Here is a 17,275-nt window from a genome sequence, read left to right as displayed (position 1 = left end):
GCAGGTTTTTTTACTCGTCTTTAACCGAAACGACATCTTCCCAATTCCATTTCTCATAATACCACTCTGGTACATCTATATTTTCAATCCACTTCTTCTCATGTTTTCCATCGTTATGAGCAAGCCATACATCAGCTTTCTTACGATTTGAACGGAGCCACATTAATTGGTTGCTTTTCTTACTAAAAATAGGGTTATAATCGCCTTGGCTATTGGATGGCTTTGTAATTTGATGTTGTTCATCTGTTGTACTATTTATTTCATATAAAGATGGTAGTGGTCTTTTTTCTAGAGGGACCGATAGCTCTGCTTCCTTTGCCCTTGAAACGATAATTACATTCTCGTTCTTCCATGTGAAATCCCAATCAACATAGCCTTTTGGAGTAAATGTATTTTGCTGGAGAGCCGGCAATTCTTTTATTTTTAAATGCTTATTCTCTAAAGCAACTCTCCCGCTTCCTTCAATATAGGCTAATATATTTTTTGATGGCGCCCATTTGAACCATTGTGTGTTTAATAACATTTGATCTACTGTTTCAAAACGACTGCCGTCTGATCGAATTAAGCAAAGGGTATTACTATCAGCTGACAAAGAAGCTGTTGGTACTGCCAAAAACGAAATCCATTTTTGATCTGGCGACCACTTAAATCCACTTCCAACTAATGCTAAAAAATCATCATGCTCATTCGGTAGTGCATATAAATGTTTCATCTTATGAGGATTCATATTTGCATCCTTTTGTATTTCATATAACTGAGCACCTGTCCATCCTGTTGGAAGCAAGTACGCTTCTGATGATACAAGGAACTTCTTACCATCAGGATACCATGCATAGTCACCGACACCATTAGCTACGTTTTCAAAATCTGCTTTCTTTTTTTCAGCATCAAATGTATTTAATGTGCGTGCAAATACAAATGCAATTATATTCTCTGTTGGTGACCATTGATAATTCGATGCTTCTGATTGAGATGGTGTAACTTTCTTTCCATCTTTCAGCCGATACAGTTCAAAGTGATTTCGCTTCTTTCCTTTTGCATATGCAAGCCATTCTCCATTGTGTGACCATTTCGGCCCTGTTATGTACTCTCCTTTTGTAATTTGTTTTTCTTTTTCACCGACTTTAATCCATAGATTATGATTACGAATAAAGGCAACTTTTACTCCATTGTTTTCTGCGCTAGTAATAGAACTTGAACAGAAAAAAAGGAACAAAATCACGATTCCACTTACTATAAACCTTTTCATATAGCACCCCCATTTCCCCCTTTAGCATTCCTCATATTCCGCTTACTATATGCAAATATTATCCATTCGACATAATTCCAAAAAATTCCCCAAGAAATTTTCAATTCAAAGAGGTTTAGTATGAATTATGTCGAATGTATAGTTTAGCCAACATCCGTTCCTATAATTAACGATAAAAATGTAATATTTATTTTCGGAAAATTGGAACTTTTTATTAGGGGGAGTTTCAATGAAGAAAACTACATCAACACTATTAAGTATGGCGCTCGTCTTTTCGAGCTTTGGAGCATTAAGCGCCCATGCTGAATCACTGCAAAAAGAGAAGCAATTTAGCCCACAGTTAAAAGCAAATATTGAACAATGGGGAGAAAACAAAATCGCGCAAAATGTTGAAACAAAAACATCAAAAAAAATTTCAGTTATTGTAGAATTGCAACATGCTCCACTCGCTTCACAAAGTAACATTCAACATGCTCCGGACCTACAAAATAGCAATGTGCAATCATACCATGCACAACTAAAAAAAGCACAAGAGGATACAACAAAGAAAATAAAAGAAAAAGCACCGAAAGCAACCATAAAAGAAACGTATAGTACGTTATTTTCTGGATTTTCTATTTCTATCCCAGGGGATCAAATTGCCTCTCTAGCTTCTTTACCTGAAGTAAAAGCAATTTATCCGAACTTAACATATAAATTACATGAAACGTCAAAAAGCCTAGCAGATCAAGAAACACCAAACGTTGGAGGCCCTACAGTTGGTGCACCTGAAGCTTGGAATTTAAAAGATCCGACTGGCAAACCCCTTGATGGGAAAGGGATGAAAGTCGCTATTATCGATTCAGGTGTCGACTATACCCATCCTGATTTACAAGCAAATTATATCGGTGGCTATGATACAGTCGATGAAGATAATGATCCGATGGATGGAAATGTCCACGGTACCCATGTTGCTGGAATTATTGCTGGTAACGGAAAAATAAAGGGGATTGCTCCGAATGCTTCTATACTCGCTTACCGTGTCATGAATGATGGTGGTACCGGTACGACCGATGATATTATTCAAGGTATTGAGCGAGCTATTCAAGATGGTGCCGATGTTTTAAATCTATCTCTTGGTCAAGATTTGAATGTACCTGATCAACCTGTAACAATGACGTTAGAACGCGCAGCAAAACTTGGTGTTACTGCAGTCGTCTCAAATGGAAATGATGGACCAAAACCTTGGTCTGTTGACGCTCCTGGTAACGCAAGTAGTGTCATCTCTGTTGGTGCATCTACTGTTTCTATTCCATTTCCAACATTCCAAGTAGCTGGTTCCAATAAATCTTACCAAGGATTACCGTTATCAAAATCAGATTTCCAAGTAGGCAACGATGCTCAGCTTGTATATGTTGGCTACGGTAATTCAAGTGATTACGCTAAACAAGATGTGAAAGGTAAGTTCGCCCTTGTTTTACAAGGAACTTCAAGCACGTTAGTAAAAGCAGAACAAGCGAAACAAGCTGGCGCTCTTGGCGTGCTACTAATTTCTAACGAAAAAGAAATTAATCTTATGCCCGAATATTTTGCACGTGAAGATGTAGCTCTTCCAGTTATGCAACTATCAAATACAAATGGCGAAGAGTTAAAAACTTTAATTACAAAACGAAAGAAAAATATAAAAATTGGACAACCAAAGCAAACCGAACTTATTGGTAACTTCAGTTCAAGAGGACCATCACAAGGAAGTTGGCTCATAAAACCTGATGTTGTTGCACCTGGAGTACAAATTACTAGTACTGTCCCAAGAGGTGGCTATGAATCTCACAACGGAACAAGTATGGCTGCGCCACAAGTGGCGGGAGCCGTTGCCCTGCTGCGTCAAATGCATCCTGATTGGACGACAGAACAATTGAAAGCAGCTCTTGCCAACACTGCAAAAACATTAAAGGATGTCAATGAAAATACATATCCTGTCATGGCACAAGGATCTGGTTTAATTAACATTCCAAAAGCAGCCCAAACAGATGCATTAGTGAAACCTAACAATGTAAGTTTCGGTCTTATTAAACCTAATAGCGGCAAAGTGAAGTTAACACAAAATATTACGTTACAAAATCTTTCTAACAAAAAGAAAAACTTTTCAACTCGCATTGAATTACTAGATACAAAAACAAAAGTCCAGACTTCTTTCTCTTCTTCTATTAGTGTGAAACCTAATAGTAACATCGAAAAGCCTTTTACTATTACTGTAGATAGCTCCTTACCACAGGGTGTATATACAGGAAATCTATATGTGAAAGAGCAAGGGAATACTGAAGAAATACGTATTCCATTTACGTTTAGCATTGATCCGAAAGAATACAAACGTATTGATGGTCTTGAAATCGTTAATTCTACTTTTAGTCCAAATAATGATGGAATACTAGATGACAACCTGATCAATTACTATTTAGTTACACCAGTGGAGGATGTAACATTTCACGCTAATTTAATTACGAAAGACCGTGTAACATATCAAGGCATGATACATCAAGGTAAAAACGAAACACCTGGTTATAAATCTTTCAAATGGAATGGTACGAAAACTGACGGATCTCCTCTACCTGATGGCTTATACCAAATCGAAGCTGTTGCTTCTAACTCTGGTGGAGAAACGAAACAGACAGGAGCTGTGTTCGTCGATCGCACTGCACCGAAATTATCACCTGAAGTAGATCAAGAAAACCTTGTAATTAGAGGGAAAGTAGATGATATACTTTTAGACTGGATGACAGAATCTGGATGGGTTGCTCCAGGACATCCAGTAACGATACAGTATGAAATTAATGGAAATGGTGTATGGGAAAATGCCTTCTTGAACCATTGGGAGAAAAACTTTGAAATTTATTTCGATCGCAATCAATTACAACAAGGGAAAAATACAATCCACATTGTAGCAACCGATGCAGCTGGAAATAAATCTAATTTGAACGTCGATTTAGAAGTGAAATAATAAAATTATTGTTGACAAGCTTTTAAATATAGTTTTATAATACAAAACATAGTTTAGTTGAACGAATTATATATCGGCTTTGAAGGAATACTAGTAGCGACTTATATCCCTGTCTCAGAGAACTGATGGTTGGTGTGAATCAGTACGTATACAAGCGTGAATTACAATTCTGGAGCTTCTTTCCCGTAATGCTTTTTATGCATGAAGAGAAAGACGGATCTTTCCGTTATCTTAAAGTAAGTGGTAAACAATTAATTGTTTACAAATAGGGTGGTACCGCGATTTTTATCGTCCCTATCGGATTTTCCGATAGGGGCTTTTTTGCGCCTTCCCCTTTTAAATAAATTCATATATTATGCGTTGAAAGAATCGCAGTAGTATCTTATATCCCTGTTTCAGAGAGCTGATGGTCGGTGGAAATTAGCACATATATAAGTACGAATTACAATTCTGGAGCTTCTTTTTCGTAGTGCTTTTATGCATGAAGGAAAAGACGGAGTTTTTCCGTTATCATTAGTTGAGATGTAAGTATATTTCCACTTACAAATAGGGTGGTACCGCGATTTTTTCGCCCCTATCGGATCTTCCGATAGGGGCTTTTTCTATTTCTCACACAAACAAATGTTAAATAATTCCGAATCTTATGATAAAATTTTATAAGCGCTTACAATTATAAAGGGAGGTGGTACAAGACGAAACAGGTATTCATTTTTATAGAGAAAAAGGAGGATGTCTAAATGACAAAGAAAACAGAAATTCCATCACATTTAAAACCATTCGTATCTACACAGCATTATGATCAATACACGCCGGTGAATCACGCTGTTTGGCGTTACATTATGAGACAAAACCATAGCTTTTTAAAAGATGTTGCTCATCCATCCTATGTTAACGGACTACAATCATCTGGTATTAATATAGATGCAATTCCCAAAGTAGAAGAAATGAATGACTGCTTAGCACCAAGCGGCTGGGGAGCTGTAACGATTGACGGACTTATTCCCGGCGTAGCATTCTTCGATTTTCAGGGGCACGGATTACTACCAATCGCAACAGATATTCGTAAAGTAGAAAATATCGAGTATACACCGGCTCCTGATATCGTTCATGAAGCAGCAGGACACGCACCGATTTTACTCGATTCTACATATGCAAAATATGTGAAGCGCTTTGGGCAAATTGGAGCGAAAGCTTTCTCAACAAAAGAAGAACATGAGGCTTTTGAAGCTGTTCGTACATTAACGATTGTAAAAGAAAGCCCGACTTCTACACCTGAAGAAGTTGCAGTTGCTGAAAATACTGTAATCGAAAAACAAAACTTAGTTTCTGGTTTATCAGAAGCAGAACAAATTTCACGTCTTTTCTGGTGGACAGTGGAATACGGATTGATTGGAAATATAGACGATCCTAAAATCTACGGTGCTGGTCTCCTTTCTTCTGTTGGTGAAAGCAAGCATTGCTTAACAGATGCTGTAGAAAAAGTTCCATTCTCAATTGAAGCTTGCACAGGAACAACTTATGACGTGACAAAAATGCAGCCACAGCTATTTGTTTGTGAATCATTTGAAGAGTTGACTGAGGAACTTGAGAAGTTCTCTGAAACGATGGCATTCAAAACAGGTGGCACAGAAGGATTAGAAAAAGCAATTCGCTCCGAAAATCATGCTACAACTGAGCTAAGTAGTGGATTACAAATTACCGGCACATTTACAGAGACAATTAAAAATGATACTGGTGAAGTCATTTATATGAGAACAAATACACCAACTGCATTAGCAATTAATCATAAACAATTGGTGAATCACTCTACATCTGTACACAAAGATGGATTTGGTACACCGGTCGGATTACTAGATGGTAATATCGCATTAGAAGATTGCACAGAAGAAAAGCTACAGTCATTAGGCATTATAATTGGCAATCTCGTCGAGCTTTCCTTCACAAGTGGAGTCCATGTAAAAGGAACAGTAACAGACATTGTAAAGAACGATAAAAAAATCGTCCTTATCTCATTTGCAGGTTGCACAGTTACTCATAAAGATTGTTTATTATTCGATCCTTCATGGGGAACTTTTGATATGGCTGTTGGTTCAACAATTACTTCTGTATTCCCAGGAGCGGCAGATGCGGCTGCATTTTTCCCGATGGATGAAGAAGTACATGAAACTCCTGCTCCGCTTGTATTAACTGAGGTTGAACGTATGTATCAAACAGTTCGCGACATTCGTAATCAAGGTACATTACAAGACGCTCATGTCGATCAACTAATAGCCATTCAAGAAGTGTTAAATACATTCTATCCGAAAGAATGGTTGCTTCGTCTTGAAATTTTAGAATTACTTTTACAACATAACAAAGGACACGAAACATCAACAGTTTTATTAAAACAACTTTCTACTTTCACTACTGACAAAGCTGTAACACGCCTTATTACTAACGGGCTTGCATTACTTCCAATAAAGGATGTGAAAAATGATGCTACGATTAGCTGACGAAGAAGTACATGAGGAATTAGCGAAGTTAGATAAATGGGTATTGAAAGATGAAAAATGGATTGAAAGAAAATATATGTTTTCCGACTACTTAAAAGGAGTCGAATTTGTCTCTGAAGCCGCCAAACTATCAGAAGAACATAATCACCACCCATTTATCCTTATCCAGTATAAAGCAGTCATTATTACTTTGTCATCATGGAATGCAAAAGGTTTAACGAAACTAGATTTTGACCTTGCAAAGCAATTTGATGACCTATTTTTACAAAATGAAAAAGCTATTATAAGAAAGTGAAAAAAGAGAAGCCTTTTTAGGCTTCTCCTTTCACTTTAAAATGTATACAATGTCCAAACGGATCCTTGGCCTGTAATATTCCATCTTTATACGTAGCAACTACGCCAATATATTTTAAACTTTCACACACTTGCTCTTTTTGTTTTTCATCTGCTAGTACAATTGTGAAATATTTCAAACCAACGGAATTTGGCATTTGTGGTGGTATACCTTCACCCTGCCATGTATTTAAACCGATATGGTGATGATAACCACCTGCTGATACGAACAACGCTCCATTACGAGCTGGAATCGTTACATCAAAACCAAGGCCATCAACATAGAAACGTTTCGCTTTTTCTAAGTCAGCTACATGTAAATGAATGTGCCCCATCACAGTACCAGCCGGGAACCCATTCCATGTACTTCCTTGCTGTAATAATCCTTCGCCGTCTAACGGGTTACTAACAAATGGTAACTCTCCATTTTCATCATGCCAAACTTCTTTTTGGCGATCATGATAAATTTCTATCCCGTTTCCATCTGGATCAGCTAAATAAAGAGCTTCACTAAAGTAATGGTCAGCCCCACCATGTAATGGGTGTACTCTCTCAACAAAATGACGAAGAATATTTGCTAAGTCTTGTCTGTTTGGTAATAAAATTGCATAGTGATATAAACCAGTTCGACCTCTTTGCTTCGGAAGAGCGTCTTCCTTTTCTTCTATTATGAGAAGTGGCTCATTGTCCTCATTACCAAACGTAACGATTGTACTTTTTTCTTCCAGTACCTTCATACGCAATACTTCTGTATAAAACTCTAGCGATTTCTTTAAATTTGATACATATAAATGAACAACCCCAAGTGTTGTTTCGGGATGAAGTGGAAAGCCCATTTTGTTATACCCCCATTTTAATTAATTCTTCTTTAACATTTTCTCTTTTAAGAAATTATCTACAAAACCATTAGCTTTCGCAACAAATAAGTAAGCACCCATCGCTAATAATGCAAGTTCTAACTCAAATCCAGGATTTTTCCCGTCTCCTAACAAACCAGCTGACCATTTTACTTTCACAATCGCTCCAACCATAACAAGTGCAAATAATAAGCCAATATACCTTACGCCTAAACCTAGAATTAACAATAGACCTCCAACTAATTCAACTGTTGCTACACCGTATGCAAGTCCTCCTGGTAAACCAATGCTTGTAAACCACCCTGCAATATTGTCAATTCCTGATTGGAATTTTGTTAAACCGTGCATAAAGAACGTTACCCCTAACACGATACGAATAATTAAGTTACCAATATGTTGATTCATTTCTTTCTCTCCTTTATAGTTTTGTTATACAAAACTTTTATTCACATTACAAAACATACACTAATTATTTTTATTCGTCAATTCATTTTTCATGAGAAAAAATATTTTTTTTTTGCTATGATACAAATAGTTGTTTACAAAAAGGAGCATGATTTTATGAATATCGGTTCTGCGATTCGTGAAATTCGTCAACGTAGAGGAATTACGATTGCCCAAATTTGTGAAGGAACAGGTCTTTCTAAAGGCTTTATGAGTCAGGTTGAAAATAATAAAACATCACCATCTATCTCAACTTTAGAAATGATCGCTAATTTTTTAAATGTTCCCCTTCCATATTTATTGTTAGAACAAAAAGATCGTTTAAAAATTGTAAAAAAAGAAGAGCGTAAATACAGTGTGTATGGAAAAGATGAACAAAGAATTGAGCATGTTGCGGAGCAAGGTGGTCTCCGCCTATCTCTAGTAGAAATTTCTGCCGGATTCCCGAAAGAAAACTCACCAAATGCTCATGAAGGTGAAGAGTGTCATCTTGTATTACGCGGAAAACTAGAAGTTCAACATGGAGAAGATATTGCGATTGTAGAAGAAGGTGATTCTTTCTCTTGGAATGCATGCGTTCCTCATATTGTTCGCAATATAGGTGAAGAATCTGCATTATTACTTATCTCTAGTCATGCGGAAAATCGAAAACGTGTTTACTAAACGATAAAAAAGAAGCCTGTTTCGTAACAGGCTTCTTTTTTATTCCCTTATAATTCCATAACTCGTCCCAACTAGTACGGTCTTTTCATGTTGATTGCGATAAACTGACTCAATTGAAACTTTTTTATATCCTTCCATTTGCTCAATATTTGTTAAAGTTAATTCACAAGTAACCGTATCCCCTGTAAAAACTGGTCTAATAAACTCACTTACTAATTCCCTCGCTATGTAATGTAACTCTTCGCCTACTTTCGTCCCAATGCTAGCAGTCAATAAACCATGGACCATTAATCGTCCATTCTCATCATATTCCATATGATGTCTACCTTTATCGCCTGTAATATTTGCAAATTCAAAAACTTCTTCCTCGGTAAATCTTCTTTCGTATTTAAATATATCCCCAACTTTTACATTCATTTTTATCCCCCGTTTAATAAACTGAATTTTCTTTTATTTTATCACAAAATGAGTCTCAGTTCAGTTTATATTATTAAAATAGCAATCCTTTTTCTTTATTACCTTATAAGTTATCGATGCCCTTCCTTTTTTGCCACTTGATACCCATAGTACGCACAGGTTCCATTTCTTGATAACTCTCTTACTTCAAAATCACAACTTCTATAAAAATCAAAATTGTTAGCGGACGTATGCGCAAACCAATCGCCATGCGGAAGCTTTTGTAAACAAAGAGCTACAAGTTTCTTACCTAACCCTTTCCCCCTATACTCACACTTCACAACTAAATTTACTATGTTAGCAACCATGATTTGATCAGAAATCACTCTAACCATCGCGACCATTTCTTCTTCATCCCAAATTGTGAAAGCCCATGTTGAATTTTCAAATGCAATCGTAAACTTTTCAATTTGCCAAGAAGGGATATTATCATTACTCCAGCCAGCATCTTCAAATAATGTCTTAATCGCATATGCTGGCACTCCATTCGTTCCTTCACGAATAATTAGTCCATTATGATAAATATACATGTAATCCCTCCCTTTATTTTTTATATACCATTCTCCAAAAAATGCAATTCACCTTTTTTCATCCAACCCGCTTAATGGAATAAACGAGAACATCCATCTCATGAAATGAAGTTGTTTTCTCATAACTAAGCCCTGTTTTTCTAGCAACAAATATTGAAGCTGGGTGGTTCGGATTAATAAGTGAAATTAATTTATTCATTTGTAATGCTTGAAAACCATAGTCTCGAAATGCCGCCGCAGCCTCTTTCGCATACCCTTTCCCCCAATACTTAGGAAGTAGCCAATAGCCAATCTCAATTTCCTCTTTTCCATCTACCTTCTGCTTGACAAGTCCTGCATGACCAATTCTTATCCCTGTTTCCTTTTCAATCATTACAAATAAACCGAGACCGTTTTTATAATTTGGAAGTACCCTCTCCTCCAAACTTTTTTTACATTGCATAAATGTTTTTAACGTTCCATTTCCAATATAGTGCATTACCTTCTCATCCCCCCATAAAGAAGCATAAAATGGTAAATCGTCCATTGTATATTTGCGAAATTGTAAGCGATCTGTATGGAACACTCTTTTATTCACTCCCATCATTTTGAACCTCATTACATAACAACATATTTCAAACTACGTAAGTGTTGAATAATTCATATCAAGAAAGTTACCAAAAAGAACGAAAATTCAATCTTATAAAAGTGTATTATATCAAAAAAAAGCAGTAGACAAAAGAGTGTCTACTGCATCCATATCATAACTAGTATAAAGAAAACTACAATTGAGGGGGTGTAGGATTTTCAAATATACTAGATACTTATCCCGTTCTAACGGGCGGTAAACCTTCCAATCCTTTGAGTGGAAAGTTTACCGCACATAAGAACTTTGCGGTCATTAAGAAAGCACTGTTAAGTACTCAAATACACACTGAGCTTTTTCTCCACCCATTCGTGCATGTTGAAGAAGAGAGATGCCATGTGGGCCAGATGCACGTAATGCTTCTGGTTGTGCTACTAAAATGGCTTGTACGACTTCAAGTTCACCCAGCATAGCTGCTGCAAAAATATCCATCCGAGCTCCCTTTTCCAGTAAATAAAGAGCAATATCTTTACGGCCTACATGGGCCGCTGCTCCTAAGGCACTTTCCCAATCTGAGCCACCCCAATTATAAGAAGCATGAAGTAAGCTTGGTGATTCGGCCAAAAGCTCCTGTACTCTTTCTAGATCTCCGTGAGCTGCCATAACAAATTCCCTTACTAACTCAGTGGTAATACGCTCTTCTGTTTGCATCTCTCTTCTCCCTTTTCACAAATTCGTTTCGGTGTAAAAAATGGCTTGTCACTCCCTTGGAATATATCAACTTCAATTCCAAATACACGCTGAAACATTTGATGACATAGTACTTCTTCTGGTACGCCATCATACTGAATCTTCCCTTGTCTTAATACGAGTAAACGATCGCTATATTGAGCCGCTTGATTAATATCATGTAAAACCATTACAATCGTCATACCAAACTCTTCGTTTAATCGTTTAACAAGTTCCATTACTTCTAACTGATGAACGATATCTAAAAAGGTTGTTGGTTCATCTAATAGTAAGACATTTGTGCGTTGTGCAAGCGTCATTGCAATCCAAGCACGTTGCCTTTCTCCTCCTGATAAGGATTGTAAAAGACGATATTCATACCCTTCAAGCTTTGTAACAGACAATGCCCAATCAACAATTTCTTCATCTTCTTTATTTAAGCGACTACTCCATGATTTATGAGGACCTCTTCCGAACTCTATTAGTTCTTTCACTGTTAAATCTAATTGATGATCGTGCATTTGTGGTAACATCGCTAATTGCTTCGCTACATCTGCACTCTTCATCGTATAAATATTTTCCCCATCTAAAATGATGTCTCCTTCGCTTTGTTTAAGTAGCCGTGCTATTAAACGAAGCAAAGTAGATTTCCCCGATCCATTCGGACCGATTAAACTAACGATTTCTCCAGCTTTAATATGTACATTCATATTTTGCATTTGAAATCTTTCAGAATGTGCGTAAAACACTTTGTTAACGGAAATCACGTTGTTTTCCTCCTCTATGGATTAAATATAAGAAGAACGGACCACCTAAGAAGGACAATAAAATACCAACAGGCAATTCGATTGGATCGAACCAACTTCGAGCTATCGCATCCGCAAAAACAAGTAATATCCCACCGCCAAGGCATGATAATGGCAGTAAATATTTATAGTCATTTCCAACTAATAAACGTAACATATGCGGTACAACAAGACCGACAAATCCAATAAGACCAGAAACACTAACTGCTATTCCAGCTAACATTGTACTTACTACTATTAAATAAAACCGACTTCTTTCCACGTTATATCCTAATAGTTTTGCCATTTCATCCCCAAGCATTAATACTCGAATATGTTTAATACCGAAGAAAGCTAATATAATAGCGAATATCGCATAGTAAATAATCATATTTAAATGTGCCCAACTAACACCACCAATACCACCAGCTAACCACGGTAAAACTGATTGTACTTTGTCGCTATGTAATAACATTAGCGCTGAAGTCGCTGCACCAATTAAGGCGTTTATTGAAACACCTACTAATACAATTCGTGAAGGTGGCGCCCCCTTTTGCCATGATAGTGCGTAAATGACCATTGCTGTAATAAAAGCTCCTAAAAACGCTCCTAGTGGCAAGAATGCCATATGTTGAGGAAATAAAATCATGATTATAATTGCTACAAGACCTGCTCCTGATGAAACTCCGATAATTCCAGGATCTGCAAGAGGATTTCTCATAACCCCTTGCAATAATGCTCCTGATGCAGCTAAACACGTTCCTACTATAAAACCAACGAGCACTCTCGGTATACGAAGATCCCATACAATTCGATGAACTGTCGAACCTTCATCTTGTATACCTTCTATAATGTCTCGTAAAGAAAAAGATAAGCTCCCTGCAAAAAGGCCATAAAAAAGACCTAGAACAGTTAATACGACTAAAGTAACTGTTATTATCCACCTTTTTCTCGCAAAAGGATGTTCCTTTTCTCTTACTATTTCACTACTCTCCATACTTATCATTTCCTTACATCTTGTATACTTTTATACATAAAGTCCATCGCTTCTGTAACTTTTGTCCCAGGATTTGATCCAAATAAATCTGGTGGTAAAATAACTACACGATTTTGTTTTACTGCATCTAAATTTTTCCATGCTTCATTTTTCATCATTTCGCCTTCAAATGCTTTTTTCACACTATTGGGATCTCCATGTGTAATTAAATAAATCACATCTGGATTTGCTTCAATAATACGTTCTACACTTAGCTGTGCATATTGCGGATACTCTTTCATTTCTGGAAAACTAGCTGCGATATTTTTCCCGCCTGTTTTTTCTAAAATATCCCCTGATAGAGATGTTGGTAATGCTGCTAAATAAGTGCCTGGTGCTCCATAAACTAGCAACGCTTTAACGTCACTCTTTTTCTCATATTTCTTCATTTGATTATTAATTTTTTGGTTAAGCTCTTTTGCTTTATCTTCTTTCTTCATTACTGTTCCATACATTTCAATACCCTTTTGAATATCTTTTACAGAGTTGGCTGAAGAAATGATTACTTTTGTTCCTTGTCCTTCGACCGTTGGAATGTTCTTTTGGAATCCATTGTTAGCAACAAGTACATCCGGTTTTAAACTAGCAATTTGCTCAAAATTCGGTTGATGTGCATTCCCGATTACTTGTGCTTTCTTTAATTCCTCTGGGAGAGTTAATTTTGTATCAGGACGACCTACTATTTTTCCACCTAAAGCATGAATAATACCCATGTCTCCCATACTCAACGTAGCAAAACTTTCAGGAACTTTATTGAATGTTATCTTTCTGTCTGAGAGATCGGTAATTTCGATTTTGTCTGTTCCTTTGTCTGTTTTTGTTGCGGATGCTTTTTCGTTTTCTTTTGCACTGCAACCTATTAATAAGAAAAAAATAGATAAGATCGCTGTGAACAGCGTAATAGATTTGTTCATTCTTTCACCTCTAATTGATAAGGATTATCATTGTCAATATGAAACGCATACATTTTCTACAAAAATGAAAAAACGCTACAAAAAGATTTCTTCTTTTCGTAGCGCCCTATTTAACAATTTTCTTCATATTCGCTCTCCTCTAATTGATCACGCATCGTTCTAACACGCTTAAAGAAGAAAAAAGCAAGAACTAAAAATACAATAATACTCCCCATCATAACAAAAGACTGTACCATACTTTTTATTCCACTTGGAATTAATAAACCGATCATTAAAAACGTACTTATAGCTAAAAGTACTTGTGTAAACCGGGTATAATCTGCTATTTTTTCTTGTAATTCTTTCATCTGCTTATCACTCCCATCCTCACTTTATCACATTCTATCAAGCTTAAAGACAAGTAAATAGAACCAATCTGGGAGATGTTTTCCAAAGTAAAAAAGAGCCGCTTACTCGCGGCTCTTTTTTATCTATTATACGCCTTTATATGCTTCCATATAGATTTCTTTCAGCTCTGAAATGAGCGGTAATTTTGGATTAGCTGTTGTACATTGATCTTCAAAAGCTCTTTCTGCTAATAATCCAACAACCCCTTCAAATTGGTCTTTAGCAACCCCTTGTCCTGCAATACTCATATTTATATTTAAGCTTTTTCCAAGCTCAATAATTGCTTGGACGAGTGATTCCAGACCTTCCGCTGTTGAGCTTGCTGGAAGCCCGAGCATTCTCGCAATATGTGCATAGCGTTCATCAGCCACAAAGTGCTCATATTTTGGGAACAATGCGTGTTTTCTTGGCTTAATAGCATTATAGCGAACTACGTGCGGCATAAGAATTGCATTCGCACGTCCATGCGGAATATGGAATTCCGGTCCAATTTTATGCGCTAAACTGTGATTAATACCAAGGAAAGCATTAGCAAATGCCATCCCTGCAATCGCGGAAGCGTTATGCATTTTTTCTCGTGCTTCTTCATCATTTCCATTTTTATATGCTCTCGGTAAATATTTAAATACGAGATCAATTGCTTTTAATGCTAAACCATCAGTATAGTCATTTGCCAGAACAGACACATACGCTTCAATTGCATGTGTTAATACGTCCATACCAGTATCTGCCGTCACATGAGGTGGTACTGTCATTACAAATTGCGGATCAACAATCGCTACATCTGGTGTTAATTCATAATCCGCAAGCGGGTATTTAATATTATTTTTCTTATCTGTAATAACCGCAAATGGCGTCACTTCTGATCCCGTCCCTGATGTTGTTGGAATGGCAACAAATTGTGCTTTATTTCCCAAGTTCGGATACTTACATGTACGTTTTCTTATATCTAAAAACTTCTGTTTTATTCCATAGAATGTCGTTTCTGGGTGCTCATAGAATAGCCACATCCCTTTTGCTGCATCCATAGCTGAACCGCCACCAAGCGCGATAATTACATCTGGTTTAAAGCTTTTCATCATGTCTGCACCTTTAAATACAGTTTCATCTGATGGATCTGGCTCGACCTCGAAGAAAACTTCAACTTTCACATCATTTGCATGTTTACGTAAATAGTGCGTGACAGTATCTACATATCCATGCTCAACCATTCCTGGATCCGTTACAATAAATGCACGTGAAATATTAGGCATGTTCGCTAAATATGCTGTAGCATGTTTTTCAAAATAAATTTTTGGTGGTAATTTGAACCACTGCATATTCTTTTTTCTATTTGCCAGCCTTTTTATATTTAGTAAATGAGTCGCCGTTACGTTTTGGGAAACTGAATTTTTCCCGTAGGAGCCACAACCAAGCGTAAGTGATGGAATAAATCCATTATATATATCACCAATTCCACCTTGTGATGAAGGTGCATTTACAATGAGACGGCAGGCTTTCATACGTAACCCAAATTGTTTTTGTACTTCTTTATTTGTAGAATGGATAACCGCTGAATGCCCTAGGCCACCAAGCTCTAACATTTCTTCGCAATATGTAAATCCTTCTTCTAATGAATTTGCTTTTACACAAGCTAACACTGGGCTCAGTTTTTCACGAGATAGTGGATACGCCGATCCAATTCCTTTAATTTCAGCTACAAGCATTTTTGTATGTTCAGGTACAGTAATTCCTACTAATTCGGCAATATACTGTGCTGATTTCCCAACAATATCACTATTTACTGCACATGTATTTTCATTAATAACAAGCTTTTCTAATTCTTTTCTCTCTTCTTCTGTTACAAAGTAACAATTATTTGCAATCATTTCTGTTTTAACATCATCATAGATTTCCTTATCTACAATGATAGCTTGTTCCGATGCACAAATCATACCGTTATCAAATGTTTTCGATAAAATCAAATCATTAACAGCTCGTTTTACATGTGCCGATTTCTCTATATAACATGGTACATTACCAGGACCTACACCTAGCGCTGGTTTGCCAGTAGAATAAGCTGATTTCACCATACCAGCTCCTCCAGTTGCTAGAACGAGCGCAATACCTTCATGGTTCATTAATTGTTTCGTTGCTTCGACAGAAGGTCTTTCAATCCATTGAATACAGTGCTTTGGTGCACCAGCCTTCACTGCTGCATCGTATACTGTTTTCGCTGCTGCAATAGAACAATTTTGTGCAGAAGGATGAAATGCGAAAATAATTGGATTTCTCGTTTTTATCGCGATTAATGCTTTAAACATCGTTGTCGACGTTGGGTTAGTTACTGGCGTTACCCCAGCTACTACACCGACAGGTTCCGCAATTTCTATTATTTCTTCATGAGGATCTTCGTGAATAATCCCTACTGTTTTATCTTTCTTCATGCTATGCCAAATATATTCAGTGGCAAAAATATTTTTTATACATTTGTCTTCATATACACCACGGCCCGTTTCTTCAACAGCCAACTTCGCAAGCGGCATATGTTGATCGACACCCGCAAGCGCCATTTCATGAACAATGTTGTCAATTTGCTCTTGTGTAAAACTTTCTAATGCTTGTAAAGCTTTTTGACCGTTATCTACTAACGTATCAATCATCTCTTTTACCTCTTGCATTTCATTTACAACTTTCTCTTTGACTACCATGTAAATTTCCTCCTATTCTGCTATCTTGGACTTCATAAGTCCCTATAGGTCATAAAAAGTCCCGATTAGCGTAAAAAAATAGAGTTACCTTCCTACATGAATCCCATCGCTTGTGAAACATTTCACAAGTTTGTTCGTGAATAATATTTCATGAATTCAATATACATG

16 protein-coding genes and 2 other annotated features are annotated in these 17,275 nt (G+C 36.8%); of the genes, 4 read left to right on the top strand and 12 right to left on the bottom strand.

The genetic code is table 11. The features are described 5' to 3' along the window. Positions 1-10 precede the first annotated feature (10 nt). Complete coding sequence (locus B5P42_RS10885; protein WP_113734193.1) at positions 11-1,249, bottom strand: TolB family protein; 1,239 nt, start codon at positions 1,247-1,249, stop codon at positions 11-13. A gap of 229 nt (positions 1,250-1,478) precedes the next feature. Between B5P42_RS10885 and B5P42_RS10880 the strand changes: the two genes are divergently transcribed. The 3 genes from B5P42_RS10880 to B5P42_RS10870 all read left to right on the top strand — a co-directional run bounded on the left by B5P42_RS10880 (position 1,479) and on the right by B5P42_RS10870 (position 7,013). Beyond that, on the top strand, positions 1,479-4,226 hold the full coding sequence (locus B5P42_RS10880) for a S8 family peptidase (protein WP_113734192.1): 2,748 nt from the start codon (positions 1,479-1,481) through the stop codon (positions 4,224-4,226). Between the two features lie 70 nt (positions 4,227-4,296). Next, positions 4,297-4,525: a binding site (T-box leader), on the top strand. A gap of 52 nt (positions 4,526-4,577) precedes the next feature. Then, positions 4,578-4,805 (top strand) — a binding site (T-box leader). 158 nt (positions 4,806-4,963) lie between these two features. Continuing rightward, positions 4,964-6,718, top strand: coding sequence for an aromatic amino acid hydroxylase (locus B5P42_RS10875; protein ID WP_060751081.1), 1,755 nt, complete (start codon positions 4,964-4,966; stop codon positions 6,716-6,718). Further along, entirely contained in the window at positions 6,699-7,013 is a 315-nt protein-coding gene (locus B5P42_RS10870; protein WP_060751082.1) for a 4a-hydroxytetrahydrobiopterin dehydratase, read from the top strand. Before B5P42_RS10875 ends, B5P42_RS10870 begins: the two co-directional genes overlap by 20 nt. Before the next feature lie 16 nt (positions 7,014-7,029). Here the strand turns inward: B5P42_RS10870 and B5P42_RS10865 are convergent, their stop codons facing one another. Continuing rightward, a complete protein-coding gene (locus B5P42_RS10865; protein WP_060751083.1) occupies positions 7,030-7,887 on the bottom strand; it encodes a VOC family protein in 858 nt (285 codons plus the stop codon). Between the two features lie 21 nt (positions 7,888-7,908). Further along, positions 7,909-8,313, bottom strand: coding sequence for a DoxX family protein (locus B5P42_RS10860; protein ID WP_002015248.1), 405 nt, complete (start codon positions 8,311-8,313; stop codon positions 7,909-7,911). Positions 8,314-8,469: 156 nt separating this feature from the next. Here B5P42_RS10860 and B5P42_RS10855 point away from each other — a divergent pair, with 156 nt between their 5' ends. Beyond that, entirely contained in the window at positions 8,470-9,015 is a 546-nt protein-coding gene (locus B5P42_RS10855; protein WP_002015249.1) for a helix-turn-helix domain-containing protein, read from the top strand. Positions 9,016-9,054: 39 nt separating this feature from the next. On the opposite strand, the gene B5P42_RS10850 is transcribed toward B5P42_RS10855, so the two are convergent. From B5P42_RS10850 to adhE, 9 genes are all read right to left on the bottom strand, one after another. Further along, the gene (locus B5P42_RS10850) at positions 9,055-9,432 is read right to left on the bottom strand and encodes a hotdog family protein (RefSeq protein WP_002015250.1); all 378 of its coding nucleotides are present in this window, start codon (positions 9,430-9,432) and stop codon (positions 9,055-9,057) included. 110 nt (positions 9,433-9,542) lie between these two features. Then, complete coding sequence (locus B5P42_RS10845) at positions 9,543-10,001, bottom strand: GNAT family N-acetyltransferase (RefSeq protein WP_002015252.1); 459 nt, start codon at positions 9,999-10,001, stop codon at positions 9,543-9,545. A gap of 58 nt (positions 10,002-10,059) precedes the next feature. Next, complete coding sequence (locus B5P42_RS10840) at positions 10,060-10,587, bottom strand: GNAT family N-acetyltransferase (RefSeq protein WP_113734191.1); 528 nt, start codon at positions 10,585-10,587, stop codon at positions 10,060-10,062. A 294-nt stretch (positions 10,588-10,881) separates the two neighbouring features. Continuing rightward, complete coding sequence (locus B5P42_RS10835; protein WP_113734272.1) at positions 10,882-11,277, bottom strand: ankyrin repeat domain-containing protein; 396 nt, start codon at positions 11,275-11,277, stop codon at positions 10,882-10,884. Next, complete coding sequence (locus B5P42_RS10830; RefSeq protein WP_113734190.1) at positions 11,244-12,062, bottom strand: ABC transporter ATP-binding protein; 819 nt, start codon at positions 12,060-12,062, stop codon at positions 11,244-11,246. The genes B5P42_RS10835 and B5P42_RS10830 overlap by 34 nt, the downstream gene beginning before the upstream one ends. Further along, positions 12,049-13,077 (bottom strand): FecCD family ABC transporter permease, encoded by a 1,029-nt coding sequence (locus B5P42_RS10825; protein WP_002015259.1) that lies wholly within the window; start codon positions 13,075-13,077, stop codon positions 12,049-12,051. Before B5P42_RS10825 ends, B5P42_RS10830 begins: the two co-directional genes overlap by 14 nt. A 5-nt stretch (positions 13,078-13,082) precedes the next feature. Then, the gene (locus B5P42_RS10820; protein WP_113734189.1) at positions 13,083-14,030 is read right to left on the bottom strand and encodes a helical backbone metal receptor; all 948 of its coding nucleotides are present in this window, start codon (positions 14,028-14,030) and stop codon (positions 13,083-13,085) included. A 110-nt stretch (positions 14,031-14,140) separates the two neighbouring features. Further along, positions 14,141-14,377, bottom strand: a complete 237-nt coding sequence (locus B5P42_RS10810; RefSeq protein ID WP_113734187.1) for a YrhC family protein — start codon at positions 14,375-14,377, stop codon at positions 14,141-14,143. Positions 14,378-14,503: 126 nt separating this feature from the next. Beyond that, positions 14,504-17,107 carry a bifunctional acetaldehyde-CoA/alcohol dehydrogenase gene (adhE, locus tag B5P42_RS10805; RefSeq protein WP_113734186.1) on the bottom strand — a complete coding sequence of 868 codons (2,604 nt, stop codon included), beginning with the start codon at positions 17,105-17,107 and terminating at the stop codon, positions 14,504-14,506. Between the last annotated feature and the right edge of the window lie 168 nt (positions 17,108-17,275).

It is taken from the genome of Bacillus sp. SRB_331 (genome assembly GCF_003264175.1).
GTDB classification, from domain to species: Bacteria; Bacillota; Bacilli; order Bacillales; family Bacillaceae_G; genus Bacillus_A; species Bacillus_A mycoides.
Note: the sequence above shows the minus strand (reverse complement) of the source record. Positions and strands in the feature narration are given on the sequence as shown.